Source organism: Streptomyces sp. NPDC058579 (genome assembly GCF_042718575.1).
GTDB lineage: Bacteria > Actinomycetota > Actinomycetes > Streptomycetales > Streptomycetaceae > Streptomyces.
Genome location: NZ_JBHXPI010000011.1, coordinates 1 through 25,737, shown reverse-complemented (window position 1 = coordinate 25,737; position 25,737 = coordinate 1). Strand labels below are relative to the sequence as shown.

At 70.9% G+C, this 25,737-nt stretch carries 21 protein-coding genes, 1 pseudogene and 1 riboswitch; of the genes and pseudogenes, 5 read left to right on the top strand and 17 right to left on the bottom strand.

What is annotated here, in order from left to right:
* Positions 1-62: 62 nt before the first annotated feature.
* Positions 63-611 (bottom strand): hypothetical protein, encoded by a 549-nt coding sequence (locus tag ACFWRO_RS16195; RefSeq protein ID WP_384510200.1) that lies wholly within the window; start codon positions 609-611, stop codon positions 63-65.
* A gap of 562 nt (positions 612-1,173) precedes the next feature.
* Between ACFWRO_RS16195 and ACFWRO_RS16190 the strand changes: the two genes are divergently transcribed.
* Positions 1,174-4,566: a hypothetical protein gene (locus tag ACFWRO_RS16190; RefSeq protein ID WP_384510197.1), complete on the top strand. Its 3,393-nt coding sequence runs from the start codon at positions 1,174-1,176 to the stop codon at positions 4,564-4,566.
* Between the two features lie 92 nt (positions 4,567-4,658).
* On the opposite strand, the gene ACFWRO_RS16185 is transcribed toward ACFWRO_RS16190, so the two are convergent.
* The 10 genes from ACFWRO_RS16185 to ACFWRO_RS16140 all read right to left on the bottom strand — a co-directional run bounded on the left by ACFWRO_RS16185 (position 4,659) and on the right by ACFWRO_RS16140 (position 14,098).
* Complete coding sequence (locus ACFWRO_RS16185; protein WP_384510194.1) at positions 4,659-5,192, bottom strand: PadR family transcriptional regulator; 534 nt, start codon at positions 5,190-5,192, stop codon at positions 4,659-4,661.
* 53 nt (positions 5,193-5,245) lie between these two features.
* The gene (locus tag ACFWRO_RS16180; RefSeq protein WP_384510192.1) at positions 5,246-7,273 is read right to left on the bottom strand and encodes an FAD-dependent oxidoreductase; all 2,028 of its coding nucleotides are present in this window, start codon (positions 7,271-7,273) and stop codon (positions 5,246-5,248) included.
* 196 nt (positions 7,274-7,469) lie between these two features.
* A complete protein-coding gene (locus ACFWRO_RS16175; protein WP_384510189.1) occupies positions 7,470-8,318 on the bottom strand; it encodes an ATP-binding cassette domain-containing protein in 849 nt (282 codons plus the stop codon).
* Complete coding sequence (gene cbiQ / locus ACFWRO_RS16170; protein ID WP_384510186.1) at positions 8,315-9,064, bottom strand: cobalt ECF transporter T component CbiQ; 750 nt, start codon at positions 9,062-9,064, stop codon at positions 8,315-8,317. The genes ACFWRO_RS16175 and cbiQ overlap by 4 nt, the downstream gene beginning before the upstream one ends.
* A gap of 9 nt (positions 9,065-9,073) precedes the next feature.
* Positions 9,074-9,436 (bottom strand): energy-coupling factor ABC transporter substrate-binding protein, encoded by a 363-nt coding sequence (locus ACFWRO_RS16165; protein ID WP_384510183.1) that lies wholly within the window; start codon positions 9,434-9,436, stop codon positions 9,074-9,076.
* Complete coding sequence (locus ACFWRO_RS16160) at positions 9,436-10,134, bottom strand: energy-coupling factor ABC transporter permease (protein ID WP_384510180.1); 699 nt, start codon at positions 10,132-10,134, stop codon at positions 9,436-9,438. Before ACFWRO_RS16160 ends, ACFWRO_RS16165 begins: the two co-directional genes overlap by 1 nt.
* A 28-nt stretch (positions 10,135-10,162) precedes the next feature.
* A riboswitch (cobalamin riboswitch) is annotated at positions 10,163-10,387 on the bottom strand.
* 64 nt (positions 10,388-10,451) lie between these two features.
* Positions 10,452-10,856, bottom strand: coding sequence for a PTS-dependent dihydroxyacetone kinase phosphotransferase subunit DhaM (locus ACFWRO_RS16155; RefSeq protein WP_384510177.1), 405 nt, complete (start codon positions 10,854-10,856; stop codon positions 10,452-10,454).
* Positions 10,853-11,467 carry a dihydroxyacetone kinase subunit DhaL gene (gene dhaL, locus ACFWRO_RS16150; protein WP_384510174.1) on the bottom strand — a complete coding sequence of 205 codons (615 nt, stop codon included), beginning with the start codon at positions 11,465-11,467 and terminating at the stop codon, positions 10,853-10,855. The genes ACFWRO_RS16155 and dhaL overlap by 4 nt, the downstream gene beginning before the upstream one ends.
* Positions 11,468-11,475: 8 nt before the next feature.
* Complete coding sequence (gene dhaK / locus ACFWRO_RS16145) at positions 11,476-12,468, bottom strand: dihydroxyacetone kinase subunit DhaK (protein WP_384510172.1); 993 nt, start codon at positions 12,466-12,468, stop codon at positions 11,476-11,478.
* Positions 12,469-13,042: 574 nt separating this feature from the next.
* Positions 13,043-14,098, bottom strand: coding sequence for a LysR substrate-binding domain-containing protein (locus ACFWRO_RS16140; RefSeq protein ID WP_384510169.1), 1,056 nt, complete (start codon positions 14,096-14,098; stop codon positions 13,043-13,045).
* A 432-nt stretch (positions 14,099-14,530) separates the two neighbouring features.
* Here ACFWRO_RS16140 and ACFWRO_RS16135 point away from each other — a divergent pair, with 432 nt between their 5' ends.
* A complete protein-coding gene (locus tag ACFWRO_RS16135; RefSeq protein ID WP_384510166.1) occupies positions 14,531-18,790 on the top strand; it encodes a molybdopterin-dependent oxidoreductase in 4,260 nt (1,419 codons plus the stop codon).
* Positions 18,791-18,860: 70 nt separating this feature from the next.
* Here the strand turns inward: ACFWRO_RS16135 and ACFWRO_RS16130 are convergent, their stop codons facing one another.
* Together ACFWRO_RS16130 and ACFWRO_RS16125 are read right to left on the bottom strand one after the other, a co-directional pair.
* Entirely contained in the window at positions 18,861-19,637 is a 777-nt protein-coding gene (locus tag ACFWRO_RS16130; protein ID WP_384510163.1) for a class I SAM-dependent methyltransferase, read from the bottom strand.
* A gap of 228 nt (positions 19,638-19,865) precedes the next feature.
* Positions 19,866-20,063, bottom strand: a complete 198-nt coding sequence (locus ACFWRO_RS16125) for a hypothetical protein (RefSeq protein ID WP_384510160.1) — start codon at positions 20,061-20,063, stop codon at positions 19,866-19,868.
* A 169-nt stretch (positions 20,064-20,232) separates the two neighbouring features.
* Between ACFWRO_RS16125 and ACFWRO_RS16120 the strand changes: the two genes are divergently transcribed.
* Both ACFWRO_RS16120 and ACFWRO_RS16115 read left to right on the top strand, forming a co-directional pair.
* Complete coding sequence (locus ACFWRO_RS16120; protein WP_384510157.1) at positions 20,233-20,937, top strand: M24 family metallopeptidase; 705 nt, start codon at positions 20,233-20,235, stop codon at positions 20,935-20,937.
* A gap of 428 nt (positions 20,938-21,365) precedes the next feature.
* A complete protein-coding gene (locus tag ACFWRO_RS16115) occupies positions 21,366-22,196 on the top strand; it encodes an isocitrate lyase/phosphoenolpyruvate mutase family protein (RefSeq protein ID WP_384510503.1) in 831 nt (276 codons plus the stop codon).
* Positions 22,197-22,280: 84 nt separating this feature from the next.
* Here the strand turns inward: ACFWRO_RS16115 and ACFWRO_RS16110 are convergent.
* Together ACFWRO_RS16110 and ACFWRO_RS16105 are read right to left on the bottom strand one after the other, a co-directional pair.
* Positions 22,281-22,991, bottom strand: a pseudogene (locus ACFWRO_RS16110) (dioxygenase); the annotation flags it as partial.
* 129 nt (positions 22,992-23,120) lie between these two features.
* On the bottom strand, positions 23,121-23,462 hold the full coding sequence (locus ACFWRO_RS16105; RefSeq protein WP_384510154.1) for an EthD domain-containing protein: 342 nt from the start codon (positions 23,460-23,462) through the stop codon (positions 23,121-23,123).
* Between the two features lie 110 nt (positions 23,463-23,572).
* Between ACFWRO_RS16105 and ACFWRO_RS16100 the strand changes: the two genes are divergently transcribed.
* A complete protein-coding gene (locus tag ACFWRO_RS16100) occupies positions 23,573-24,055 on the top strand; it encodes a MarR family winged helix-turn-helix transcriptional regulator (protein WP_384510152.1) in 483 nt (160 codons plus the stop codon).
* A 259-nt stretch (positions 24,056-24,314) separates the two neighbouring features.
* Here ACFWRO_RS16100 and ACFWRO_RS16095 read toward each other — a convergent pair whose 3' ends face one another.
* Both ACFWRO_RS16095 and ACFWRO_RS16090 read right to left on the bottom strand, forming a co-directional pair.
* Positions 24,315-25,301 carry an alkylmercury lyase family protein gene (locus tag ACFWRO_RS16095; RefSeq protein ID WP_384510149.1) on the bottom strand — a complete coding sequence of 329 codons (987 nt, stop codon included), beginning with the start codon at positions 25,299-25,301 and terminating at the stop codon, positions 24,315-24,317.
* A 269-nt stretch (positions 25,302-25,570) separates the two neighbouring features.
* Positions 25,571-25,737 (bottom strand): SOS response-associated peptidase family protein (locus ACFWRO_RS16090; RefSeq protein WP_384510500.1); only part of this gene is annotated, 167 nt, incomplete at its 5' end.

Sequence of the window (25,737 nt, the reverse complement as noted above, 5' to 3'; positions counted from 1 at the left end):
GGCTGGGAGCTTGAGGGCATGGGCACGGTGTCGGCGCCGGGCCGACTGCCGTGCAGGGAGGCCTACTTGCTGGCGCGGATCTCCATGAGCATGAAGTCGCGGGCCTGCGGGTCGACGCTCTCGCCGACCGGGGTCCACGCGTTCTTCCTGATGTCGAAGGACTTCTCCTCGGTGCCGACGGTCATGTCGACCTCGGCCGAGTAGTTGTTGCCCTTGATCGAGTAGACGGCCGGGAGCTCCAGGGCCAGGTAGCCCTGGTTACCGGTGATCTTGAAGCAGAACCTCTCCTCGTCCTGGCGCGTCCAGACCTCCATCAGGTCGGGGGCGCTGCCGCAGTCGGCGAGGAGGATGTGGCCGTCCCCGCGCTTGAGGGTGATCTTCTTCTCGGCGAGGATCTTGTCGGCGTTGGGGTAGCCGAAGTCCTCGACGGCGTAGCCCGGTCCTTCCTCGGCGACGGCCTTCATCGCCACGGCGTTCGTGCCGTTCGTGCTGTTCGTGCCGTTCGCGTCGGAGGAGCCGGCGCCGGAGCCGCCGGTGATCCCCACCCATGCCAGGGCGCCGGCGGCCAGGGCCGTGGCCACTGTGCGGACAAGTGTCCTGCGTGCCTTCATCTCTGTCCCATTAGTCGGTTCCGGGTGTGACCCGGAAAAGGCGTGCCAAAAGGGTGTGAAGGCTTGTGTCCAGTCAATGAGAGATGCGTCAAAGACGGGTCGTCTCTTCGTGGAAGCCCCCAACTTCGCCCCGGATACTAACCGATCGAATGGCGCGTAAATCAAGCCCCAAAAACGGGGGTGACACTCCGTCAACGCCTCCTGTGCCCGAACGGGAGCGGGCTTAGGGGGTGGCGAACCGCCCTCCTTGAGTGACCTGGATCACGGTCTCGGTGAGGTTGGCGCGATGGAAATGTGCAGACTATGGAGCTTCCAACCGATTTGGGCGGTGAGTTCGAGCCAGGAGGGTCACGGTTCAAGCCGCAGGTCATAAACGGGAATTGATTCCTCATCAACTACCGTCTAGCTAACTTCGATCGGGCCGCGTATGGTCATGCCGCGCGCCGCCGGACCTCGTCACGCCAGTCATGTTCCGGCGGGCAAAAGCGCGCCTCATTCTTGCTGTCCTGGCTCGGACCGCACTGTTTTGCGGCGTGCCAGGCGTCGAAAGCGAAGGATCGTTTTGGACACCACCTATTGGAGTAGGCGGCGCGTTCTCGGCGCGATCGCCGCCACCACGGCCGTCATCACCACGTCGAGCCTCGTGCTCAACCCCGTGGCCGCCTGGGCCGACACACCGCCGGCCGGCGGCGACGACGACGGCGACCCGTTCCTGCTGCCGGACACCGAGCGGGCGAAGGTCGTCAGAGAGTGGATTCTCGGCGGCAGAGCCGTCCGGGCCGCCGCGGCGGCCGCGCTGACCGGCTCCGACGCCGATGTGCAGAACTTCCTCAACGTCAGGCTCGCCATCGAGACGGCGGAGGACAACCGCGTCGCCCTGATGAGCGGCCTCGCGGTCGGCGGAAAGGGCACGCGACGGGAGGCCAACGCCGCGATCAACGGCGGCAACGCCGCCATCGCCGCGTACCTCGCGGGCGGCTTCAGGGCCGGCATCCTCGAAGACCTCCGGGTGGCCACGGCCACCGTGATGGGCCAGGGCGGCAAGGGGGTGAACAAGGCCGGCAGCGCGGCCCTGAACGACGGCTCCCAGGCGGCGCTCGAGGCCTTCCTGAGCGAGGGGCAGCACACCGCGCGACTGCAGGACATGCGCGTCGAGGTCTCCAAGATGCTGGTGCAGGCGGGGCCGGAGGTCCAGAAGTACGCCGACCGGGCCCTGTCCGGCACCGAGGGCGACGTCGACTGGTTCCTCGAGACCGGCCAGCACATCGCTCGCGCCCGCGACCAGGAGCGCGCGACCATCGAGGAACTCGTCGCCGTCGTCGAACGCGAGGGCAAGAAGGCCGACGCGAAGACGAAGGAGGCGGAAGAGGCATCCGCCCGTGCCGTGGAAGCGGCGGGCAAGGCCAAGGAGGCCGCGGAGAAGGCCGCCGTCGAGGCCCAGGCGGCGCAGGACGACGTGGTGAAGGCCGGCAAGGCGGCCCGCAAGGCCGGCGAGGCCGCGAAGGGCGCCGCCGACGCCGCCCGGGTCGCGATCAACGCCTCCCACGCCGCCGTCCAGGCCTCTCGCCGTGCCTCGTACGCGGCCGCCGCCGCGAGCCAGGCAGCCGCCACCGCCGGCTCCGCCGCCGCGCGGGCGTACCACGCCGCCATCGGCGCCTCCAAGGACGCGGGCAAGGCGGGCCTCGCCAAGGACGCCGCCGTCGCCGCACGGAACGCCGCGGCCAAGGCGCGCAGCGCGGCGGAGGCCGCCACCCACGCCGCCGCCGCCTCGGAGGCCTCGGCCGGCGCGGGCCTCGCCGCAGCGTCCGCGGCGCGCAACGCCACAGCGGCCGCGAACGCCTCGTCGGCCGCCGCCGCGGCTTCGGGAGCGGCGCAGGCGGAGGCCGCCGAGGCCGAGCGCCAGGCGCGGATCGCCGGCGCCAACGCCACGATCGCCACCAACGCGGCGGGTACGGCACAGGCCCTGGCCAAGGCGGCCGCGGCCGCCGCCCGTGCCGCGCGCGACGCCGCCAACGACGCGGCCGACCATGCGGAGAAGGCCGCCGTCGCCGCCGAGTGGGCCGCGCAGTACGCGGGTCAGGCGGTGGAGTACGCGAACAAGTCGACCGAGTTCGCCAACGAGGCCACGCTGGCCGCGAACACGGCGACCGAGGCCGTGCTCAAGGCGGTCGACGTGGAGAAGGCCGCCCGCGAGGCCGAGTGGCAGCGCCTGGACGAGGACACGCAGCGGGCGCTCGAAGAGGTGCGTCTGCTCGGGGAGATCGAGGCCCGGGAGCGGGCCGAGATCGAACGGAAGCGGACCCAGGCCGAGCAGATCACCCAGGCCACGAAGGACCTCATCGCCCGAGCCGAGTCGGCCCTCGCGGCGGGGGACACCACGGGTGCCACCGCGCTCGGTCGCCAGGCCGCCCTCGCCATGATGGATGCCAAGGGCGCCTGGTCCCTGGAGGCCGCGCGGTTCGCCCTGGCCGGCACGGAGTCCGAGATCCACGCCTGGATCGAGGTCGACCGGCAGATCGCCCAGGGGCAGGACGACCGGGAGAACGCGCTCTTCATCGCGCGGACCTCCACCCCGGACGTCGCCTTCGCCGCGACCGCGGCGTTGGAGAGCACGGCCGCGGACGCCGTGTCGAAGTTCCTCGGCGCCGGCGCGGTCCAGGCCGCGGCCACGGACAACCGCGTCGCGGTCAACCGCGTACTGGCCGAGAACCCGGGCCGCGCGGTGACGGCGGCGGCCAACGCGGCGCTGAGTGCCGGAACCCCGCAGGCGCTCTACGAGTTCCTCACCGTCACCCTCGAGAAGACGCTGCGGGAGGACGACGCGGTCGCGACCGCGACGCTGCTCCACACCGGAGGCCGGTACACCAAGGCGCATGCCCAGGTCGCGATGGAGGGCCCGGCGTGGATGCGCCGCAACTTCATCGCGTCGATGCAGTACGAGTCCGCACAGCTCGACCACGACTCCGACACCCACATCGCCGCCATGCAGGGCGCGATCGCCGCGGCCGCGAAGATCGCCCACAAGGCACAGGAGGACGCCGGCCGCGCCCAGGAGGCGGCGGCGTACGCCCGCCAGGCAGCCGCCGAGGCGGTGCAGTGGGCGCAGAAGGCGCAGCTGTCGGCGGACAAGGCCGCCGGCGCCGCGGAGCAGGCGAACAACCTCGCGAAGGACGCGGAGCAGTCGGCCGCGAACGCGCGGAAGTCCGCCGACCAGGCCAAGAACGCGGCCTCCAACGCCCGGATCGCCGCGCGCTCGGCCAACTACTCCGCCACGCGTGCCATGGAGTCCGCCCGCAGCGCGATCGCCTCCGCCAACGCCGCGCAGGCCTCCGCCGCCAACGCCCGCGCCGCGGAGTGGCAGGCCAACCAGGACCGGGACACCGCGGCCGCCGCCGCGAGCGAGGCCCGCCGCATCGAAGGGGAGAAGAAGAGGGCCGAGGCCGCGGTGAAGGCCAAGCTGGCCGCCGAAGAGGCACAGGCGGCCAAGCAGTCCGGCAAGAACCAGTGCGACGTCGCCGACTACGACACCGTCAAGAGCGGACCGGAGCCGGGCAGCGCCAAGTGGTGGGCCAACTACACGCACCAGGCCGCCGTCGTCGCGGGGTTCGCGGGCGTCGGAGTGGGCCTCGTCGGTATCGGCGTCGGCCTGGTCTTCCCGCACGCGGGCGCCCTCATCGTCGCGGCGGGCTTCGGGATCGGCGTCGGCGCGGCGATCCTCGACGCCACCAGCGCGGTGTTCTACGGGGTCGGCTACGGCTGGAACAGCAAGGAGTTCAAGAAGCAGGCCGCCATCGCGGGCCTGAGTGTCCTCTTCCTCGGGCAGTCCCGGTGGATCAGCGCCGGTGCGCACCTCGCCAAGAAGGGGTCCCACGCACTGCAGGAGCTGTCGTCGGTGGCGCAGGAGGCCGTGTCGCCGATCGTCAGCTGGCTGAGCGGAAGGAAGAAGAAGCACTGACGCGTTAGCCCGGACGCGAGGGAAGGCGCCTGACAGGCACGAGCCTGTTCAGGCGCCTTTCTCACACGTGCGACCGCAATACGGCGGCGCGCTCAGCCCTCCAGCTCGGCCAGCGCCTGTGTCAGCCACTCCACCCAGAAGCGCTCCAGGTCGATCCCGCCCCGTAGGACGAGGTGGCGCAGCCGGTCCGGTTCGGTCTCCCGGCGCTCGGCCGGGAAGTCCCGTACCTCGATCGCCCGGTATTCGTCCAACTGCCGCTGGTGCAGGGCGAGATGGCGGCGAAGCTCCTCGCGCATGCCCGGTGCCCCGACCACCGCCGCCGCGCGCATCCGCAGCAGGAGGGCGGAGCGCAGCGGCTTGGGGTCCTCGGTGCGGGCGACCCAGTCGGCCAGCTCCGTGCGGCCCGCGGGCAGCACCTCGTACTCCTTCTTCTGGCCGCGCGCCGGCACCGGAGCGGGCAGGGCGCGGATGTGCCCCGCCTGCTCCAGCTTGCCCAGCTCGCGATAGATCTGCTGGTGCGTGGCGGACCAGAAGTAGCCGATCGAGCGGTCGAAGCGGCGCGTCAGTTCGAGGCCGGAGGACGGCTTCTCGAGCAGCGCCGTGAGGATCGCGTGCGGGAGGGACATGCACGCATCCTAGGTTCGGGCCGTCGGGACGGCGGAGGTCGCGTCCGGCGCGATCACAGGGTGGCGGCGAGCCGCGTGCCCTGGTCGATCGCGCGCTTGGCGTCCAGTTCGGCGGCCACGTCCGCCCCGCCGATGAGGTGCGCAGTGCGGCCCGCGGCGATCAGCTCCTCGTACAGACCGCGGCGCGGCTCCTGGCCGGTGCACAGGACGACGGTGTCGACGGGGACGATCTGCGGCTCGCCGTCGACGGTGAGGTGCAGGCCCTCGTCGTCGATCCGCTCGTACGCCACGCCCGCGACCATCGTGACGCCCCGGTGCTTCATCTCCGCGCGGTGGATCCAGCCGGTCGTCTTGCCGAGACCGGCGCCGACCTTGGTGGTCTTGCGCTGGAGCAGGTGGACCTGGCGCGGCGGCCGGGGCCGCTCGGCGGCGCGCAGCCCGCCCCGGCCCTCGTACGAGGTGTCGACGCCCCACTGCTTGAAGTACGTCTCGGGGTCCTGGCTCGCGCCCTCGCCGCCGTCCGTGAGGTACTCGGCGACGTCGAAGCCGATGCCGCCCGCGCCCAGGATCGCGACGCGCTCGCCGACGGGCGCGCCGTCGCGCAGGACGTCGAGGTAGCTGACGACGCTCGGGTGGTCGACGCCCTCGATCTCCGGGGTGCGCGGAGTGACGCCGGTGGCGACGACGACTTCGTCGTAGCCGTCCAGGTCGGTCGCCGCGACCGGGGTGTTCAGGCGGACCTCGACCCCGCGCGCGTCGAGCTGGACGCGGTAGTAGCGGAGCGTCTCGTCGAACTCCTCCTTGCCCGGTACGCGCTTGGCGACGTTCAGCTGGCCGCCGATCTCGTTAGCCGCGTCGAACAGGGTGACGGAGTGGCCGCGTTCGGCGGCGGAGACGGAGAAGGCGAGACCGGCCGGGCCCGCGCCGACGACGGCGATCCGCTTGGCCAGCCGGGTGGGGGAGAGGACCAGTTCGGTCTCGTGGCAGGCGCGCGGGTTCACCAGACAGGAGGTGATCTTCAGGCTGAAGGTGTGGTCCAGGCAGGCCTGGTTGCAGCCGATGCAGGTGTTGATCGTGTCGGCGCGGTCCGCGGCGGCCTTGGCGACGAAGTCGGGGTCGGCCAGGAAGGGGCGGGCCATGGAGACGATGTCGGCGCGGCCCTCGGCGAGGATCCGCTCGGCGACCTCGGGGGTGTTGATGCGGTTGCTGGTGACGAGCGGGATGCTCACCGAGCCCATCAGCTTCTGGGTGACCCAGGTGTACGCGCCGCGCGGGACAGAGGTCGCGATGGTCGGGATCCGGGCCTCGTGCCAGCCGATGCCGGTGTTGATGATGGTCGCGCCGGCGGCCTCGATCTCCTTGGCGAGGGAGACGACCTCCTCCAGCGTCGAGCCGCCCGGGATCAGGTCCAGCATCGAGAGGCGGTAGATGACGATGAAGTCCTCGCCGACCTGCTCGCGGATGCGGCGGACGATCTCCAGCGGGAAGCGCACCCGGTTCGCGTAGCTGCCGCCCCAGCGGTCGGTGCGGTGGTTGGTGGCGGACGCGATGAACTCGTTGATGAGGTAGCCCTCGGAGCCCATGACCTCGACGCCGTCGTACCCGGCTTCCTTGGCGAGCTCGGCGCAGCGGGCGTAGTCCTCCACCGTCCGCTCGACCTCGGCGTCGGTCAGCTCGTTGGGTACGAAGGGGCTGATCGGCGCCTGGATCGCGCTCGGGGCGACGAGCCCGGGGTGGTACGCGTACCGGCCGAAGTGCAGGATCTGCATCGCGATCCGCCCGCCCTCGGTGTGCACGGCGTCGGTGATGAGCCGGTGCTCGGCGACCTCCTCGTCCGAGGTCAGCTTCGCTCCGCCGTCCCACGGCCGGCCGGCCTCGTTGGGCGCGATGCCGCCGGTCACGATGAGCCCGACGCCGCCGCGGGCGCGCTCGGCGTAGAAGGCGGCCATGCGCGCGAACCCGTTCTCGGCCTCTTCGAGGCCGACGTGCATGGAACCCATGAGCACCCGGTTGGGCAGGGTGGTGAACCCGAGGTCGAGCGGGCTCAGCAGGTGCGGGTACGGGGTCGGGGTCGCGTTCATGGGGGGCGCCTCCTCGCGCAGGGTGGTCACCCCTTGTTGTAGGTGACCCCGACCCTGTTATGCAACTAGTTGCAGAAGGCTGCCCGAGTGATCTGTACTACTAATCGGTAACCGTCCTGCTCGGTAACCGCCCTGCTGGGTGACCGCCCTGCTCGGTATCCGCCCCACTCGGTATGCGCCCTACTGGGTATCCGCGCTATTCCGCCGCCGTCGCCCCCGCCCACACCGCGAGCTCCTCCGCCGTGCGCGGACCGGGCGTGTCCGCGGCGAGCAGGCCGTGGGCGCGGAGGAGGCGGGTGACCGCCATGCCCCACGGGCGGCGCAGGCGGGCCGCGTCCAGGAGCGCGTCGTCGGCGAGCAGCGTCTCGATCGGGCCCGTCCGCAAGCCCTCCGGGGTGAGGACGGCGGCCTCGTCGGCCCAGCGCAGCGCCAGGTCGACGTCGTGGGTCGCCATCACCAACGTCGTGCCCGAGTCGCGCAGCCGGCCGAGCACCTCCAGGAGCCGCTCCTGCCCGTGCGGATCGAGCCCGGCGGTCGGCTCGTCCATGATGAGGACCCGGGGGCGCATCGCCACGGCGCCCGCGATCGCCGCCCGCTTCCGCTGCCCGTACGAGAGCAGATGGGTCGGCCGGTCCTCCAGGGCGACGATGTCCAGGGCCTCCAGGGCCTCGCGCACCCGGAGCCGTACCTCCTCCTCCGGCAGCCCCAGGTTCATCGGCCCGAACGACACGTCCTGTCCGACCGAGGCCGCGAAGAGCTGGTCGTCCGGGTCCTGGACCACCAGCTGCACGGTCGTCCGCAGGCGTGTCAGCCCCTTCCGGTCGTACGACACGTCCGTACCGTCGAGCCGGAGTGACCCGCTGCCGCAGCGCAGGCCCCCGCTCAGCAGTCGCAGCAGCGTCGTCTTGCCGCCGCCGTTGCGGCCGAGCAGCGCGAGCGCCCGGCCCTCCGGCACGGCGAAGTCGATGCCTACGAGGACCACGGGACCGTCCTCGTAGGCGAACGTGGCCTTCACCAGTTCCACGACAGGGGGTGCGGGGCTCACGGCAGGGACCTTTCCAGTACGAGAGTGAGGGCGACGAGCCCGGTGAGCAGGCCGGCCGTCGAGGCCAGGAAGCGGCCCGATACCGCGGCCTCGGGCACCAGGACGCGCAGCGTCCCGTCGTAGCCCCGTCCGGCGAGCCCGGTCTGGAGCCGCTGCGCCCGGTCGAAGGCGCGGACGAACGCCGTCGCGCCGAGCCCGGCGAGCGAACGCCAGGTCGCCGCCCGGGTCGTCAGCCCGAGCCGGGCCGCCTGCGCCTGTCGGATTTTGGATATTGAATCCAAAAGAAGAAAGCTGATCCGGTACATCACCAGCGCCACATCCACCACGGGCGCCGGCACCCCGGCCCGTACAAGCCGGGGCAGCAGGTCCGACACGGGCGTGGTGAAGGCGAACAGCAGGACGCCCAGGGACGCCGATGAGGTCCGCAGCAGCAGCTCACCGGCGTGGACCGGCCCGTCCGGCGCGAGCGCGACGAGCCCTCGCGCCCCGCCCACCTCGAACAGGAGCGGGATCGCCCCCGTCACACAGAAGCCCAGCGGGATGCGGAAGGCGCGCCACAGCTGGCGCCCGGGCACGCCCGCGGGACCGAGGAGGACGGCCAGGGTGGCCGCCGCGACCAGGACGGCGCCCGGCCACGGCGGCAGACAGACCGCGCACAGTGTCAGGCCGAAGCCGAGCACGGCCTTCTCGCACGGGTGACGGCGGCGCCAGCGACTGCTGTGCGCCGCCGCGTCGATCGGCAGCACCGGCGGCGGTTACGCGTCGCCGGACGCCGCCGAGCCGGACGCCGCCCCCGACCGCAGCGCCTTCGCCTCGGCGCGGGCCTCGCCCTGCTTACGGCCCCGGTGCACGCCGAAGTAGTACGCCAGCACACCGGCGCCGAGCGCGGCCTGCAGGGCGAACAGCGCCGACTCGATCTCGCCGGAGGCCGGCTCGTAGAGCGGGCTGAACCACGGCTCGTAGTCGGGAGCGATCTCCGTGATCGCCGCCTCCGCCTCGGCGTCCGCGCCCGCGAACGGCTCCTCCTTGTGGTCGCCGAGGCCCAGGACCAGCGGGAGCACAGCCAGGGCCGCGACGACGAGCAGGAGCAGGGAGTTGATCTTCGCGTTCCGGCTCATCAGGCGCTCGCCTCCGCGTTCTCGTTCTTCTTCCGGGACGGGAGCAGGACCCCGAGCCGGGTCAGGTCCGCCTTGCTGGACTGCTTGAGCAGCCGCATCACGAGGACCGTGAGCAGCCCCTCGCTGACGGCGAGCGGCAGCTGCGTGACGGCGAAGATGGAGCCGAACTTGGCCAGCGCCCCGGCCACACCGCTCCCCGGGTCGGGGAAGGCCAGCGCGAGCTGGACACTGGTCACGCAGTACGTCGACAGGTCCGCGACGAACGCGCCGAAGAACACGCTCACCATGAGCGGCACGTCGAACCGGCGCAGCAGCCAGTACGTACCGAATCCGGCCCACGGCCCGACGATCGCCATCGAGAACACGTTGGCGCCGAGTGTGGTGAGCCCGCCGTGCGCGAGCAGCAGCGCCTGGAACAACAGGGTGATCGTGCCCAGGACCGCCATCACCGGCGGTCGGAACAGGATCGCGCCCAGACCCGTACCGGTCGGGTGCGAGCAACTGCCCGTGACCGACGGAATCTTGAGCGCGGACAGGACGAAGGTGAACGCGCCGGACGCGCCGAGCAGCAGAGTGGACTCGGGGTTGGCCTTGACCTCACGGGTCAGCGCGCGGACGCCGTGGACGACAAAAGGAGCAGACGCGACGCCCCAGGCGGCCGCGTGCAACGGGGGTAGATACCCCTCGGCTATATGCATGGTTGGGAGACCCTCTCCAGCACCTCGTGGATGGACAACGCACCTCGGCCGGTCTCCTGGCTGACGGGTCATGCCGCCGCGGCTCCGCCTTCCCACACCGCCGCGGTCTCCCGCGGCGGTCCAGTGGCTTCCCCGGAGGGATGGAGCCGGACTTCCCGATCACAGTGGCGAGGGCCGCACCGGTACCGCACCGGTTTCCCGTACACCAAGGCGCTGTGACATTAGTGGGTTGACCAGGTACATCACAACATCGGTGCGCCCCCGGACGGTGTGTGACAGATCTCCCGCGCGCCCCCTCACGCTGTTGAGCCCCTCGCTCACTCCTTCCGGTAGGTGTACGCCTCCGCCGCCGCGGCGGTCACCGCGTCCAGGTCCCCGCCCGCGCTCGCCGTGACGAGCGCGGCGACGGCGCCCTCGACGAAGGGCGCGTCCACGAGACGGGCTCCGTCCGGCAGCTCGTCCCCCTCGGCGAGGAGCGCCTTGACGGTCAGGACGGCGCTGCCGAGGTCGACGAGGAGGGCCACCCCGGCGCCCCCGTCGACCGCGCGTGCCGCCTTGACGATCCGCTCGGAGCTGGTGCCGAGCCCCCCGTCGGGGGTGCCTCCGGCGGCGGCCACGGGCGCGGTCGCCCCGCCGCCCGCAAGCCCCCGGGCCAGGGCGGCGACGGAGTCGGCCACGGCCGCGCTGTGCGAGACCAGGACGATGCCCACCTGACCGGTCATGCGGCGGCCACCTCCGCGAGCGCGGCGATCAGCAGCGCCGACGACGTCGCCCCGGGGTCCTGGTGCCCGACCGACCGCTCGCCCAGATAGCTGGCCCTGCCCTTGCGCGCCCGCAGGGGTACGGTCGCCAGGGCGCCGGCCTCGGCCGCGTCCCGGGCGGCGGCGAAGGAGTCGCCGAGCGCCTCGGCCGCGGGCACGAGCGCGTCCAGCATCGTCTTGTCGCCGACCTGGGCCCCGCCGAGCTGACCCACGGCGGCGACCCCGGTGGCCAGCGCCGCCGCCAGCTCCTGCCGCGTCACCGCCCCGGCGTCGCCGAGCGCCTTGCCGGTGCGGCGCAGCAGCGTCCCGTACAGCGGCCCGGACGCCCCGCCGACGGTGGAGATCAACTGCCGCCCGGCGAGGACGAGTACGGCCCCGGGCGTGGCGGGCGGCTCCTTGTCCAGCACTTCCGTGACGGCGGCGAACCCCCGCTTCAGATTGGCGCCGTGGTCAGCGTCGCCGATCGCCGAGTCGAGCTCGGTGAGACGGCCGGCCTCCCGGTAGACGGCGGCAGCGGCGGCAGCAAGCCACCGACGGAAGAAATCGACGTCGAACTGCTCGACCTGGTTCATTTCCCCTCTCACCGACCCCATCGCAGAGCGGCCGTCTGCACGGGCGCGTCCCAGAGCCGCAGCAGCTCCTCGTCGGCCTCGCAGAGCGTCACCGAACAGCCGGCCATGTCGAGCGAGGTCACGTAGTTCCCGACCAGCGTGCGGGCGACGGGCACCCCGCGCTCGGCCAGCACCCGCTGCACCTCGGCGTTGAACCCGTACAGCTCGAGCAGGGGCGTGGCCCCCATCCCGTTCACCAGGGCGAGTACGGGACCGGACGGCTGAAGGTCCTCCAGTACGGCGTGGACGGCGAAGTCGGCGATCTCGCGAGAGGTCATCATCGCCCGCCGCTCCCGCCCGGGTTCACCATGAATCCCCACCCCCAACTCCAGCTCTCCCTCGGGCAGTTCAAAGGTAGGACTGCCCTTCGCGGGCGTGGTGCAGGCACTCAACGCCACGCCGAAACTCCGCGACCGCTCGTTCACCCGCCGCGCGATCGCCTCCACCCGCTCCAGAGACACCCCCTCCTCGGCGGCGGCCCCGGCGATCTTCTCCACGAAGAGCGTCGCCCCGGTACCGCGCCGCCCGGCCGTGTAGAGACTGTCCGTCACGGCCACGTCGTCGTCCACGAGCACCTTGGCGATCTGAATGCCCTCGTCCTCGGCGAGCTCGGCGGCCATCTCGAAGTTGAGGACGTCCCCGGTGTAGTTCTTGACGACGAACAACACCCCGGCCCCACTGTCCACCGCGGCGGCGGCCCGCACCATCTGATCGGGCACGGGCGAGGTGAACACCTCCCCAGGACAAGCGGCCGCCAACATCCCGGGCCCCACAAACCCCCCATGCAAAGGCTCATGCCCAGACCCGCCCCCGGAAACCAGCCCCACCTTCCCGGCAACGGGCGCGTCCCCCCGCACCACGACCCGGTTCTCCACATCGACCCTGAGCTCGGGATGCGCGGCGGCCATGCCACGCAGCGCGTCGGCGACGACGGTCTCCGGAACGTTGATTAGCATCCTCATGGGTACCTCCTGGTGAGATGAGCAGGCGAGCGGCTGGGCTGGGTTTTTGCAGGTCAGGCCAGGCGAGGCGAATTATTGATCTTGGCGGTCTGCGGCGGCGAGGGGTGGTTCTGGGCGGTACTGATGCTGAGTAAATGCTGAGTTTCCTGATGATGCATCAGTTCTCGTCGGACGAAACGAGCTTTGCGAACGCGCATCATGCCGCAAACATCGACGCGCGGTCGAGGGCGCGCACCGGTGCGTCCTTGCTCGGATTCGGGTGATGCCGACTCTGGGAAGCCTGCGGGGCTGAAGGGTCCCGGCTATGCGCGGAACACCCGCTCGTGCTCCGTGGCCTGACCTCACGAAATGGCTTCGCGCCGGGGTGCCGGCCGCCGGATGGATCAACTCCGATTGCGCGGAGAGAACCAGACCAGGTAGTTGTGCGCGATGCCGACTCTTGGAACGCCTGTGCTTGCGCGGAGAGGACTACCGGTCCCCGATCCCGTGCCCACGCTGTCGCCGGGAGACCTCCGGTCGCGCGGAGAGGATGACGTCGACTCGGTCCGGTCGGAGTTCTCCTAACGGCCAAGTACTAGCGCGCGATCGCAGTTCGAGGCGAAGAAGTGGTGGAGGAGGTAGCCGTCGACCGCGCCGTGCTCGTCTGCGTACCGCTCGATGGTCTCGCGGATGCGGGATGGGAGGGCGACGCCGCGGTAGTCGGTGGGCTTGGTGCGCTTGTGCGCAGGAGTTCGTCCAGGGCTTGTCGTACGTCCGCCTCCCGGGCCACCGTCAGCAGTGCACCGGTGAGGATGGACGGCGGGTCGTCCGGGCCGGTCACCAGTCCGACGCGCGGACCGTGCGCCGGGCCGTCGAGCGGAACCACGCGCAGTCCGTCGGGTACGCCGAACATGTGCAGCCACGCATGCGAGATCACGCAGGACCAGCGCCCGCCGGGCAGATGGGCGTAGATGCCGGCGACGGTGTCCGACTCGATCGCGGGGGCCGCCCTGGCACCGTCCGCGGCGAAGCACTCGTCGATGATGCGGCGGTTGCGCATACGGGAGTTGAGCAGACACAACGGGAGGGCGGCAGCCTGCGCCCAGCGGGCCGTGGACGCGCTGCCGAGAGGCCCGTCGACGGGGGTGAGGAGGACGTACCTCTCCTCGTACAGCGGTAGCCGTCGCAGGCCGGCCAGCGCCTCGTCGTCGAGGTACGTCATCGCCGCGTCCAGCTCGAACTCGGTCAGCCCGCGCCGGATCGCTTCCGAGGAGAGCGACTCGATGCTCACCCTGACCCGGGGGTGGCGCTCACAGAACGGGTTCGTCAGCAAGGACGCGGTGGGCAGTGCGGTGGGCACCACCCCGAGGCGGAGGGTGCCGGTCAGTCCGTCGTGCATCGCCGACAACTGCTGCCTCAGCGCCTCCTGTTCGGCGAGGATCCGGTGCGCCCACACCAGGACCACTTCGCCCTCCGGCGTGAGCCCCTCATACCTCCGCCCCCGGCGCACGATCGGCACGCCCAGTTCGTGTTCGAGGCGCCGGATCGCGGCGGACAGCGATGGCTGGGAGACGTAGCACGCGGCCGCCGCGCGGACGAAGTGCCGCTCGCGGGCGAGCGCGACCAGGTACTCCAACTGGCGTAGCAGCATGCGCGACCCCCTGGGGTCTCGGTGTCCGCGGGTGCTCCTTCGAACCGGCCACCCCGCTCTCTAGCCGAAGGGTGTCGACTGTTCGGCCAACTCGCGCTCCAGATAGACCCACGCAGCCGGGCAGCATGAAGTCTCCCGTACGGTACGAGGAGGCGGCAGCCCCCGCCCTGCGGATGCGTGGTCGGATGCGCGGACGGTCCACCACGCCCGCTGCTCACCCGCCGCGTTCTTGGCGTTCAGCATCCTCACCTCACACGGACCCGTCCCAGAATGTGCGCGGGGTGTAACCCCGGACAATTCCAGTGTGTGACAGGCTGGAAATTCGATCTTCCTACGGTGCTGATCGTGGGATGGGGCTCGCCGTCGGCGGGTCCATCCCGGCTTGGGACGGTACACGCGCGGTGGGGCGGGGATTCGGTGGCATCTGGCTCGATGGACGGCAGCAGCGTCCGCACGGTCTGCTCGTACTGCGGCGTCGGCTGCGGAATCGTGCTCGACATCACGCGGGACCCTGCCGACGGCCGCCGCCGCGCGGCGAAGGCGTCCGGGGACAAGGCGCACCCCGCCAACTTCGGCCGCCTGTGCACCAAGGGGGCCACCAGCGCGGACATGATGGCCGCGGACGGACGGATCACGACGGCGCTGGTGCGGGCCGAGCGCGGTGCCGAGCCCGCCGAGACGGGCGTGGACGAGGCGATCACCGCGGTCGCGGGCCGGCTGCGGGCGATCCTGGACGAGCACGGCCCGGACGCGCTGTCCTTCTACGTCAGCGGTCAGATGTCGCTGGAGGCGCAGTACTTGGCGAACAAGCTGGCCAAGGGCTTCGTCCGCACCAACCAGATCGAGTCCAACTCCCGGCTGTGCATGGCGTCGGCAGGCACCGGCTACAAGCTGTCACTGGGCGCGGACGGCCCGCCCGGCTCCTACCAGGACTTCGACCACGCGGACGCGTTCTTCGTCATCGGCGCCAACATGGCCGACTGCCATCCGATCCTCTTCCTGCGGATGATGGACAGGATCAAGTCGTCCGGGGCCAAGCTGATCGTTGTCGACCCGCGCCGCAACGCCACCGCCGACAAGGCCGACCTCTTCCTGCAGATCAAGCCGGGCACCGATCTCGCCCTGCTCAACGGCCTGCTGCACCTGCTGGTCGTGAACGGCCACACGGACGAGGCGTTCATCGCCGAGTTCACCGAAGGCTGGGAGGAGATGCCGGCCTTCCTCGCGGACTATCCGCCTGAGAAGGTCGCGGAGATCACCGGCATCCCGGAGGACGACATCCGGCAGGCCGCTGCCTGGATCGGCGAGGCCGGCGAGTGGATGAGCTGCTGGACCATGGGCCTCAACCAGTCCACCCACGGCACCTGGAACACGAACGCCCTGGTCAACCTGCACCTCGCCACCGGCGCCATCTGCCGTCCGGGATCGGGCCCGTTCTCGCTGACCGGCCAGCCCAACGCGATGGGCGGGCGCGAGATGGGCTACATGGGTCCCGGTCTGCCCGGCCAGCGCTCGGTCCTGGTCGAGGCCGAGCGCGCTTCCATCGAGAACCTGTGGAACATCCCCGAGGGCTCACTGCGGACCGAGGTCGGGCGCGGAACGGTCGAGATGTTCGAGCGCATGGCCGCCGGTGACATCAAGGCGTGCTGGATCATCTGCACCAACCCCGTCGCCTCGGTCGGCAACCGCAAGACCGTCATCGCCGGCCTGGAGGCAGCCGAACTCGTCATCACCCAGGACGTCTTCGCCGAGACCGAGACCAACGCCTACGCGGACATCGTCCTGCCCGCGACGCTGTGGGCGGAGTCCGCCGGCATCATGATCAATTCGGAGCGGAACCTCACCCTCGTGCAAGGCGTCGTCGACCCGCCCGGGCAGGCGCTGTCCGACTGGCAGCTGATCGCCCGGGTGGCCTGCGAGATGGGCTTCGCGGAAGCGTTCACGTACGCCACTTCGGAGGAGGTCTTCGAGGAGCTCAAGCAGGCGTGGAACCCCAAGACCGGCTGGGACCTGCGCGGCGTGACCTACGACCGGCTGCGCACCACCCCCGTCCAGTGGCCGGCACCCACCGCCGACGGCCCTGATCGCAACCCGATCCGCTACCTCAACGACGGCGTCAGCCAGACCCTCCTGGAACGCGAGGACGGCAACCGCCCCCGGCTGGCCTTCCCGACCGCGAGCGGACGCGCCCAGTTCTTCGGCCGCCCCCACCTGCCCGCGGCCGAACTCCCCGACGACGACTACCCGTTCGTCCTCAACACCGGTCGCCTGCAGCACCAGTGGCACACCATGACCAAGACCGGCAAGGTCGCCAAGCTCGCGAAGCTCAACCCCGGACCGTTCGTGGAGGTCCACCCCGCGGACGCCGACAGGCTGGGTGTCGTCGAGGGCGACCAGATGGAGATTGCCTCCAGGCGTGGGCGTGCCGTCCTGCCCGCAGTGGTCACCGACCGGGTCCGGCCGGGAACGTGCTTCGCGCCCTTCCACTGGAACGACCTGTTCGGCGAATACCTCAGCATCAACGCCGTCACCAACGACGCCGTCGACCCGATCTCCTTCCAGCCCGAACTCAAGGTCTGCGCCGTCACCCTCGCCAAGACGGCCGCACGCGTCCCGGCGACGCGCCCGAGCGCCGAGCCCGAACCCGTCCAGGCCGAACCCGCCCGGCAAGCAGCGCCGGTGACTGCCCTCCCGTCGCCGACGCCCGCCGTGGCGGCCCCGGCGGACTCCGCCGTCCACGCGCTCGCCACCCTGTTCGGCATCACCGATCTCGCCCCCGCGGCCCTGGCCGAGCCGGAGCGCCGGTACCTGTCCGGATTCCTCTCCGGCCTCGCCGTCGCCCCGCCCGACGGAGGCGTGCCCGTCCTGCCGCCGGGTGCGCCGCTCACCGCGGACAACGCCCTGTGGGCCGACGGTGTGCTCGCCGGCATCTTCTCCCGTACGGCCGCGCCTCCCACCGCCGCACCGGCTCCTATGCCCGCGCAGACCGGCGCCCCGGCCGCCGACTCGGCGGTGCCGACGCGCCGCCTGGTCATCCTGTGGGCCTCGCAGACCGGCAACGCCGAGGAGTTCGCCACCACCGCAGCCACCCACCTCACCGAGTCCGGTCGTACCGCCGAACTGCTGCCGATGACCGCCGCCTCCCCGGCAAGCCTCACGCCGGACACTGACGTACTTCTCGTCACCAGCACCTTCGGCGATGGCGACGCCCCCGACATCGGCACCGATTTCTGGCGGGCACTCTCCGCCCCGGACGCGGGACGGTTGGAAGGAATCCGCTACGCGGTCCTGGCCTTCGGCGACTCCAGCTACGACGACTTCTGCGGCTATGGCCGCCGCCTCGACGAACGCTTCGACGCCCTCGGCGCCACCCGGCTCGTCCCCCGCACCGACTGCGAGCCCGACTTCGAGGAGCCGGCCCAAGAGTGGCTCGGCCAGGTCGTCACCGCCCTGGCCACCGCCGACGAACGGCAACCCGTGCGCGCGGGCGCGACCGAGACGACCGCCCCCGCAGCCACCGTCGCGACAACCCCGGTCGCCTCGCCCACAAGAACGACACCGCCACCGGCGGGCTATACCAAGGCATCGCCCTTCGCCACTCTCCTCGTCGGCAACAGGCTGCTGAGCCTTCCCGGTTCCGACAAGGAGGTCCGGCAGTTCGCCTTCGACACCCGTGACGGCGAACTCGCCTACGACGCAGGCGACGCCCTCGGTGTCTGGCCGGCCAACGGCGCCCCGCTCGTCGCCGAATGGCTCGCCCTCACCGGCCTGGACCCCGACGAACCCGTCGACCTCGGCGATGACACGGCCCTCCCTTTCGAAGAAGCCCTGCGCACCCGCCTGGACATCGCCCGCATCAGCACCGATCTGCTGAAATTCGTGACGGACCGCACCGGCAACCACGAACTGAAGCGGCTGCTGCGGTCCGACAACAAGGACGCCCTCGCGCAGTGGAGCTGGGGCCGGCAGGCCGCCGACGTCGTCGCCGAATTCCCTGTCCGCGCCTCGGCACCGGAATGGGCGAGCATCCTCAAGCGCCTCCAACCGCGCCTGTACTCGATATCCTCCAGCCCGCTCGCGCACCCCGGCGAGGTCCGCCTCACCGTCTCCGTACTCCGCTACACCAACGACCTCGGCCGCGACCGCAAAGGCGTCTGCTCCAGCTACCTCGCAGATCACGCCGACGACGGCCCGGTCCAGGTCTTCGTCCAGCGCTCACCGCACTTCCGCCCGCCCGCCGACCCCGCCACCCCCATGATCATGGTCGGCCCCGGAACCGGCGTCGCCCCCTTCGTCGGGTTCCTCGAAGACCGCCAGGCCCGCGGCCACACCGGCCCCAACTGGCTCTTCTTCGGCGAACAGCGCCAGGCCACCGACTCCTACTACCGCGAGGAACTTCAGGCGTACCAGGCATCCGGCCACCTCAACCGCCTCGACCTCGCCTTCTCCCGCGACCAGCGCAACAAGGTCTACGTCCAGGACCGCATGCGCGAACAGGGCCCCCGCTTGTGGCAATGGCTCCAGGACGGCGCCCACTTCTACGTCTGCGGTGACGCCTCCCGCATGGCCAAGGACGTCGACCAAGCCCTCAAGGACATCGCCACCACGCTCGGCGGCATGACCCAAGACGAGGCCGCTGCCTACGTCCGCCGCCTGGCCTCGGACAAACGCTACGTCCGCGACGTGTACTGACGGCCGGCACCGCACCGGGTATCGCAGTGTCCGTCCGGCGAATCCTTGCGGGGATGCGGCCTCGGCGCGGTCAGGGCGTCGCACGGACGACGACGAGCGAGCCCTCGTAGGTCGGCTGCGTGCGCAGGTGCCCGAACCGCTCGTCCCAGGATCCGGAGTCCAGGTCGCGGCGCAGGGTGCGGTCGAAGTGCTCGCGGGCGTCGTCGTCGACGAAGCTCCAGGCGGAGCACGCCTGGCGGGCGGCGGGGTCGAGGAGCATCTCGGGGCGGCCGTAGTACGCCTCGTTGAAGCCGTCCGTACAGTCGAGCGGAATCGGTACGGCCTCGACGGTGACCGTCCCGCCGAGGGCTGCGGTGATCTCGTCGAGGGGAGGGTAGCGGCGCGCCTCCGTGTCGAGGACCTCGGGCGCGTACTCGTACAGCCAGAAGTTCCGGACGAGCGCGGGGTCGCAGGTCAGCACCACGACAGGACCGACGGCCACGCGCCGCATCTCGCGCAGTCCAGCGGTCACGTCGCTCCACTGGTGGACGCTGAACATCGTCATCGCGGAGTCGAACTCGCCATCGGCGAAGGGCAGGTCCTCGGCGACGGCGTCGACTGCCCGGGTAAGCCCGTCCGGCCGTTGCGCGCGCATCGAGGCGGACGGCTCTACAGCCGTCACGATGCCGCCGACGTTCTCGTACGAACCGGCCCCCGCCCCGACGTTGAGGACGGTTCGAGCTTCTCCCAGGGCCTGGGCGATCTGTCGGGCGACGCGTCCGTCCGGCCGGCGGTAGGTGGAGTACCCGGAGCCGCTCGCGCCGTAGTCGACGTCGCCGGCGCTGCCGTCGTGCGAACGTGTCGTCATCTGCCTTACCTCGCCTTGTGAGCAGGAACAGCGGTAACGGAGGGAAGGCCGGCGCGGCGGCGACCTGATCGGTGGCCTCCGCGGCGACAGCCGCGCCCTCCATCCTGCATATGCTGCTCACAGATCGCAATCAGCTCACGAATGCTTGGTTGATCGACTAATTCAGTGTGCAGATGCGGTTCAGTGATTTGGATGTGTCGCCAGGGGAGTGGCCCAGTCGCGGGCAGATCAGGCCCGAAGAACGGCGCGGGCGAGGAAGTGGTGGGCGGCGTCCTCGTACTCGTCGACGTGCCAGCCGGTCGTCTCCAGGGCGGGGCGGAGGTTGTTCTCCGCGAGGAGGTCGTCGAGGTCGAGGGGCGGCCGTGGCGGGCCGCGCTCTCGGCTCGGCGGGAGGGGTGGAACAGCGGCTTCTGGTGATTCGACCAACGTCAAAGGGGCGATTCACCGAATACCTCTGGGGATCAACCACTCATGAGGGGCGTTTCTCCGGTGCTACTTTCGGCCCGGCCGCGTGAGGAGGCAGGCATCACCACCATCTGCCCCGCTTGTCACCCGCGGCCATCGCGGTGGGAGGCTCAGGACGAGGAATGGCGCGATGACGGTACGCGACCGGATGGACGAGCGGCTGCGGGTGCTCCGGCTGCTGGAGGCCGAGCGAATGGCGCGGGCCGTGTTCGACCGAGCGATGGAGGAGGGTGTCATCGCCCCGGGCAGGTACGAGAGCGAGGCCGAGAGTGAGATCCGCAGCATTGCCCGGGAGGTCACGGGTCCGATGCTGTCGGGCCCGGGGCGGCTCGTGCGGTCCGGACCTCACACGGTGCTCGCCACCGGGCAGCGGATCCCGAATCGAGCGATCGGGATCGACGACCTCGTGGTGGTGGATCTCAGCCCGCTGATGGTCGGTCACGAGACGGGTTTCGCCCGTACGGTCGTCTTCGGCGAGGATCCTGGCCAGCGCCGGCTCGTCAAGGATCTGCACGGGGTGTTCGTGGACAGCCGAGGAGTATTCCGGAGAGACGAGAACATCACCGGCGGTCAACTGCATGCCGAAGTCCGCGCTTTCGCCCACAAGGCAGGTTGGGAGCTGGGCACATGGCACGTCGGCCGCTTGACGGGCACCGCGGCCGAGGGCAACTCTGCGCCGGCGCGAGGGGAGGAGTTGATAGCCCCGGAGAACAGCAAACCCCTGCGCCGCATGGACCGCGCGGGGTTCCGCGCCCACTGGACGATGGAGATACGACTCGTCGACGAGTGCAGCGGGTTCGCCGGAACGCACAAGCAACTCCTGGACCTCGTCTGACGCACGGCGATCGCGCGGGCACCGCCCACATCCGTCCGGGGCGAAGCCCCCATCCTGTGGGCCCGCAACGAGGACTCCGTCCGCGAGATCTCCTCCGCGCCGGCCGAAGAAGCGGGCGAAGAACAAGGACTGGCCGCACCTGTCGGTCTCGCGCCCGGTCGCGGGGATGCTCGACCTGCGCATGGCGCTATGCGGGCCGGATCGTTCGGTCGGCGGGCTTGCCGAGGTCCCACTCGGCGCAGTTGCCGGGGCCGGGCCGGCGATGACGTCAAGCCGGCTTCCGAGGTCGGCCGGACGGCAGCGGCCCCATTGTCCTCCCCGCCGCAGGAGAACGTCTCTGGAGTCGGGCGTGGAGCCGAACGGATGGAGAATCGCTTGCTCCGACGGTGCTCGACGTCATCGCCTCGGGTTTGACCTCGCGTGGTCCAATGCCGCTCATGGCAACACTTCTTGACATGGCACAGCTGTTCCGTTCCCTGCACGTACCAGGCGCGCCCCTGGTCCTGCCCAACGCATGGGACGGCGCTTCCGCTCGTGTCGTGGCGAACGCGGGCGCTCGTGCGATGGCGACCACCAGTGCCGGGGTCGCCTGGTCACTGGGCCACGGCGACGGCGATCATCTGACCCGGGACCAGGCGCTCGGCGCGATCGCCCGGATCGCGGCCGTTATCGACGTGCCCGTCACCGCCGACATCGAACGCGGCTACGCGACCGACTCGGCCGGCGTCGCCGAGACCGTGCGAGGCGTGCTTGCGGCCGGAGCTGTGGGGATCAATCTGGAGGACACCCTGCGTCCCGTCACCGAGCAGGCCCACCGGATCGCAGCGGCCCGCGAGGCCGCGGACGAGACCGGCATTCCGCTGTTCATCAACGCCCGCATCGACACGCATCGCCTGCCGCCCGGTGACCGCTCGGCCTGGCTGGACGCAACGCTCGCCCGCGCCCGCGCCTACGGGGCAGCCGGCGCGGACGGCATCTTCGTTCTCGGCACACCGGACGCCCAGACAGTCGGCACGCTCGTCAGCTCTCAACCGCTGCCTGTGAACGTCCTGGCCGGACCCGGCGCACTGTCCGTGTCCGAGCTCGCCGACGCGGGAGCCGCGCGCATCAGCGCGGGATCCTTCATCGCCGAGGCAGCGTACGGGCTCGTCCAGCGGGCCGCTTGCGAACTGCTGGAGAAGGGCACGACGAGCGCACTGGAGGGCGGCTTCGACTACGCCGGCCTCAACGCTCTGCTCCTGTCCGGCCCCGCGCGCTGAGACGCAGTCAGGAGCGCAGCAGGACGCCGACCACGGCACGTAGTGGTCGGCCGTCGGGTGGGCGACCGAGGCGCCGGGTGCCTTGTGCCGGTAGTCGGTGAGGGCGTCGACATCGCCCCGGTCGAGTGCGTCTACGGCCCACTCGTCGAAGGCTCTGGTGTGTGCGGCGAGGTCCGGGCGGCGGAAGACCGCGAAGCTGTGGGTCATGAAGCCCGAGCCGATGACCAGGATGCCTTCATCGCGCAGGGACCGGAGACGTGCCCCGAGCTTGAGCAACGCGGCGGGGTCGAGGCTGGGCATCGACAGTTGGACGACCGGAATGTCGGCCGCGGGATACATGGCCATGAGCGGGATGAACGCGCCGTGGTCGAGACCCCGGACACGGTGCTCGTGCACCGTGGTCGCCGGGCTGAGCGTGGCCGCGAGCCGACGGGCGAGGTCGGTCGCGTCCGGGGTCGCGTAGGGCAGGGTCTTGTAGCGGGGGTGGAAGCCGCTGAAGTCGTAGTGGAGCGGGGTGCCCGCCGCCGCGCCCGAGATCGCGGCCGGCGCGTCCTCCCAGTGCGCTGAGATGATCACGATGGCTTTCGGTTTGGGCAGGGACTGCGCCCAGGTGAACAGGTCGTCGAGCCACTGCGGATCGTCGAGGGTGAAGGGCGCTCCGTGGCTGATGAACAGGCTCGGCAGCGCCCCGTCGGCGGGGGTCCAGAGCCGCTGTTCGTGGGCCCGGGGGAGGACCTGGGCGAGGTGATCGTCGTATGCCCCGGCGGGGATGCGGGGCGTGTGCAGGGTGGGCATGGTCGTCATGGCGTGTCGCTCCTTGCCGGTTGGGGCGGGTCCGGCCCGGGCGGCCTCATCGGCAGGTCGCCCGGGCCGCGTTCGGCGTGATTCACCTGTGGGGCCGGCTGCCGGCTCCGACGGCGGTGCTCAGCCGAAGATCTGGCTCTCGGTGGCGTAGAAGAAGCGGGTCTTGGAGCGGTCGAGGAAGTTCTCCTCGTCCGCGGCGACGGCCGTGGTGTAGGTGTCGGAGGTGAACCAGCGGGCGGCGTCCGCGATGGTGTCGACCCACACCTCGGCGACACCGTCGTAGACGGCTGTGCTTATGCCGGGGATCTCGTCGTCGGTGGGCAGGAGTTGGACGTAGCGCCGGACCGGGACCTCTCCGCCGGGCAGGCTCGTGATCAGCGCGGTGTGCTTCGGCCAGTAGTCCACGAACTCCTCATGGGTGAGGTCTGCCCGCCGGGTCAGGAAGATGCTGATCTTGATCACAGATGGCTCCTTGAAGCCGAGATTGAGTTGCCTGGGCAACTCATACGGTAGGTGACGATAACTTGCCCAGGCAAGAGATGTCTCTTGCCTGGGCAAGTAGGATGGGTCGTATGGACGCATCGTCACCGTGGCTCGACGCCGAGCAGCAGGAACTTTGGCAGGACCTTCTCACCGTCGTCATCGCGCTGCCCGCGGCCCTGGACCGTCAACTGCAGCGCGACGCGGGGATCTCGAACTTCGAGTACGGGGTGCTCGCCCGGTTGTCGATGGCGGATGACGCCACCATGCGGTTCAGCGAGTTGGCCCGGGACTGCAACAGCGCGCTCCCGCGGCTGTCGAAGCTGATGGACCGTTTCGAGGCGCGGGAGTGGATCGTCCGTCGAGTCGACCCGAGCGACGGGCGCTACACCCTGGCCACCCTGACCGACAGCGGTCGGCAGAAGGTCGTCGACAGCGCGCCCGGGCACGTGGCGCAGGTGCGGCGACTCGTGTTCGACCCCCTGACCGCTGCCCAGCGCCGCCAACTCGGCGCGGCACTGGCCGGCGTCGCCGAGACCGTGCGGCGGGAGTCAGCCGGCGGTCCCACCGGGTGAGCGCGCGCACCTCCCGCTCGGCGCGCGGCCGCGCTCGGCGGCGGTGATGATGCTGCGGACGTTCAGGTCTGCCCGCCGGGCCGGGGTCGTCTGGTCGACTACGACGGAGCAGCCTGCCCACTGCCCGCCGCATTCCTCGACCATCGCTGCGGTCGGACTGGCGGGGAATGTGGACTGGCGGGCGGCACTCCTCTTCTGGACCTGGCGCTGACCAGAGAGACGAACCTGGCCCACACTCCCCGCGCGGGTTATGTGGCCTTCAAGGGGCGAGCAGCGGGCCGAAAGTCTGGCGGGCGATGCGTTCGGCGGTCGGCTGGTCGATCAGCTGGCCGGGGATGTCGGGGTGTTGGCTTGTCCAGGTGCGGGCGGTCGCGGCGTCGGTGAAGAAGTTCAGTGCGTCACAGCAGGCGGAGGCGGCGGGCCCGCCGCCCGGACGCTGCCCGACGAACACCACCGCGGTCGCCGGTTTCCACCGGACGGTGCCCGTGGTGGAGGTGACGGTGACGGGGGCGCCGCTGACCGGGTCGGTGGAGGAGATCACCGCGTCCTGGCCGAGCATGGCCGGGATGCCCAGGGCGTCGATGGCGCACATCGACCAGACTTCCACCCCGCTTTCGAGGCGGACCCTGTGGCGGGTGGGGACAGCGGAGAACGGGTAGGCGGCGCAGATGTTGCCGGTCTGGTCCAGGGTGAGGAAGTCCTCGTCGGCCAGTTCGGCAAGCACCTCGGTGGCGTTCCGCCTCGCGCCGGCCGCCACCGGCTGAAGCATCCGTGCGGCGGGGGCGACCCCGGTGGCGGCGAAGTGGCGCAGGATCTGCTGGTGCACCGCGCGCAGGCCGTTCTCGGCCGGCGCGCGGCGCCCCCGGCCGGCCCGGCCGACCACGTCCAGCGCATCCGGCGGCTGTGGGGTGCAGCAGTCCGAGGCTTCCGCAGCACGGCCCCGTGGTGCCGCCCCGGCGAGGGCCTGGCGGAGGGCGGACTCGTCCGGCACGCCCGACACGGCGCCGTCGGCGTTCCTGTACAGGCGGCACGACATGCTTGGCACAGCCCCGGGCGGCGCGAACGGGTCGGTGCCGTCGATCAGGATCGTCGGCGACCCGCACATGCCCAAACGGGACGCCTCGGCCTCGTCCGCCACCTCGACCAGCTCCACCTGAGCCTGTCGTCCATCGAGTGCGGCGGTCACCCGCTCCAGCGCGGGCTGCGCGTTGGGGCAGTCCGCCACCGTCAGTACCGTGATCCGCATCCGCCCAGTCCTCCACGCCGTCGTTCGCCCTTCCATACCGACGGTAGACCTACCAGTGCACTGGTAGGTCAAGGACTGGGCTGCGAGACCACCGTCGTCCGCTACACCCTGGCCCCGTGGCCTCGGAGTTTCGTCAGGGCCCGACGCGGTGGGGTCCCCAGGCGCCCGACGGGTCGACGTCGGCTCCAACGGCGACCGCCTGATGGAGGTTTGTGTATGGAGGTCGTGTTACGTGGGCTGAGTTTCGCCCGGCCGCACTGACAGGGCCCTCAGACCTGGTCGAGGAGATGCGGGCCGTTGTTGCGGACGTTGTTCACGGCCATGGAGACGGGTCGGGCGTCGAGTTGTCCTTCCGCGGGTTGGGTGAGCAGGGCTCGGAGGTCTTCGGTGTTCTGGTGGTGGGGGTCGAGCCAGGCGTCGTAGTGGTCAGGGGTGA

Excerpts from the sequence above, each read along its gene's own strand:
- ACFWRO_RS16185 (WP_384510194.1), bottom strand. The coding sequence starts at position 5,192 with ATGTCCCTCCCGCACGCGATCCTCACGGCGCTGCTCGAGAAGCCGTCC.
- dhaL (WP_384510174.1), bottom strand. The coding sequence starts at position 11,467 with ATGAACCAGGTCGAGCAGTTCGACGTCGATTTCTTCCGTCGGTGGCTT.
- ACFWRO_RS16120 (WP_384510157.1), top strand. The coding sequence starts at position 20,233 with ATGACGGTACGCGACCGGATGGACGAGCGGCTGCGGGTGCTCCGGCTG.
- ACFWRO_RS16140 (WP_384510169.1), bottom strand. The coding sequence starts at position 14,098 with ATGCTGCTACGCCAGTTGGAGTACCTGGTCGCGCTCGCCCGCGAGCGG.
- ACFWRO_RS16155 (WP_384510177.1), bottom strand. The coding sequence starts at position 10,856 with ATGACCGGTCAGGTGGGCATCGTCCTGGTCTCGCACAGCGCGGCCGTG.
- ACFWRO_RS16095 (WP_384510149.1), bottom strand. The coding sequence starts at position 25,301 with ATGCGGATCACGGTACTGACGGTGGCGGACTGCCCCAACGCGCAGCCC.
- ACFWRO_RS16115 (WP_384510503.1), top strand. The coding sequence starts at position 21,366 with ATGCCGCTCATGGCAACACTTCTTGACATGGCACAGCTGTTCCGTTCC.
- ACFWRO_RS16165 (WP_384510183.1), bottom strand. The coding sequence starts at position 9,436 with ATGAGCCGGAACGCGAAGATCAACTCCCTGCTCCTGCTCGTCGTCGCG.
- dhaK (WP_384510172.1), bottom strand. The coding sequence starts at position 12,468 with ATGAGGATGCTAATCAACGTTCCGGAGACCGTCGTCGCCGACGCGCTG.
- ACFWRO_RS16160 (WP_384510180.1), bottom strand. The coding sequence starts at position 10,134 with ATGCATATAGCCGAGGGGTATCTACCCCCGTTGCACGCGGCCGCCTGG.
- ACFWRO_RS16135 (WP_384510166.1), top strand. The coding sequence starts at position 14,531 with ATGGACGGCAGCAGCGTCCGCACGGTCTGCTCGTACTGCGGCGTCGGC.
- ACFWRO_RS16195 (WP_384510200.1), bottom strand. The coding sequence starts at position 611 with ATGAAGGCACGCAGGACACTTGTCCGCACAGTGGCCACGGCCCTGGCC.
- ACFWRO_RS16100 (WP_384510152.1), top strand. The coding sequence starts at position 23,573 with ATGGACGCATCGTCACCGTGGCTCGACGCCGAGCAGCAGGAACTTTGG.
- ACFWRO_RS16130 (WP_384510163.1), bottom strand. The coding sequence starts at position 19,637 with ATGACGACACGTTCGCACGACGGCAGCGCCGGCGACGTCGACTACGGC.
- ACFWRO_RS16180 (WP_384510192.1), bottom strand. The coding sequence starts at position 7,273 with ATGAACGCGACCCCGACCCCGTACCCGCACCTGCTGAGCCCGCTCGAC.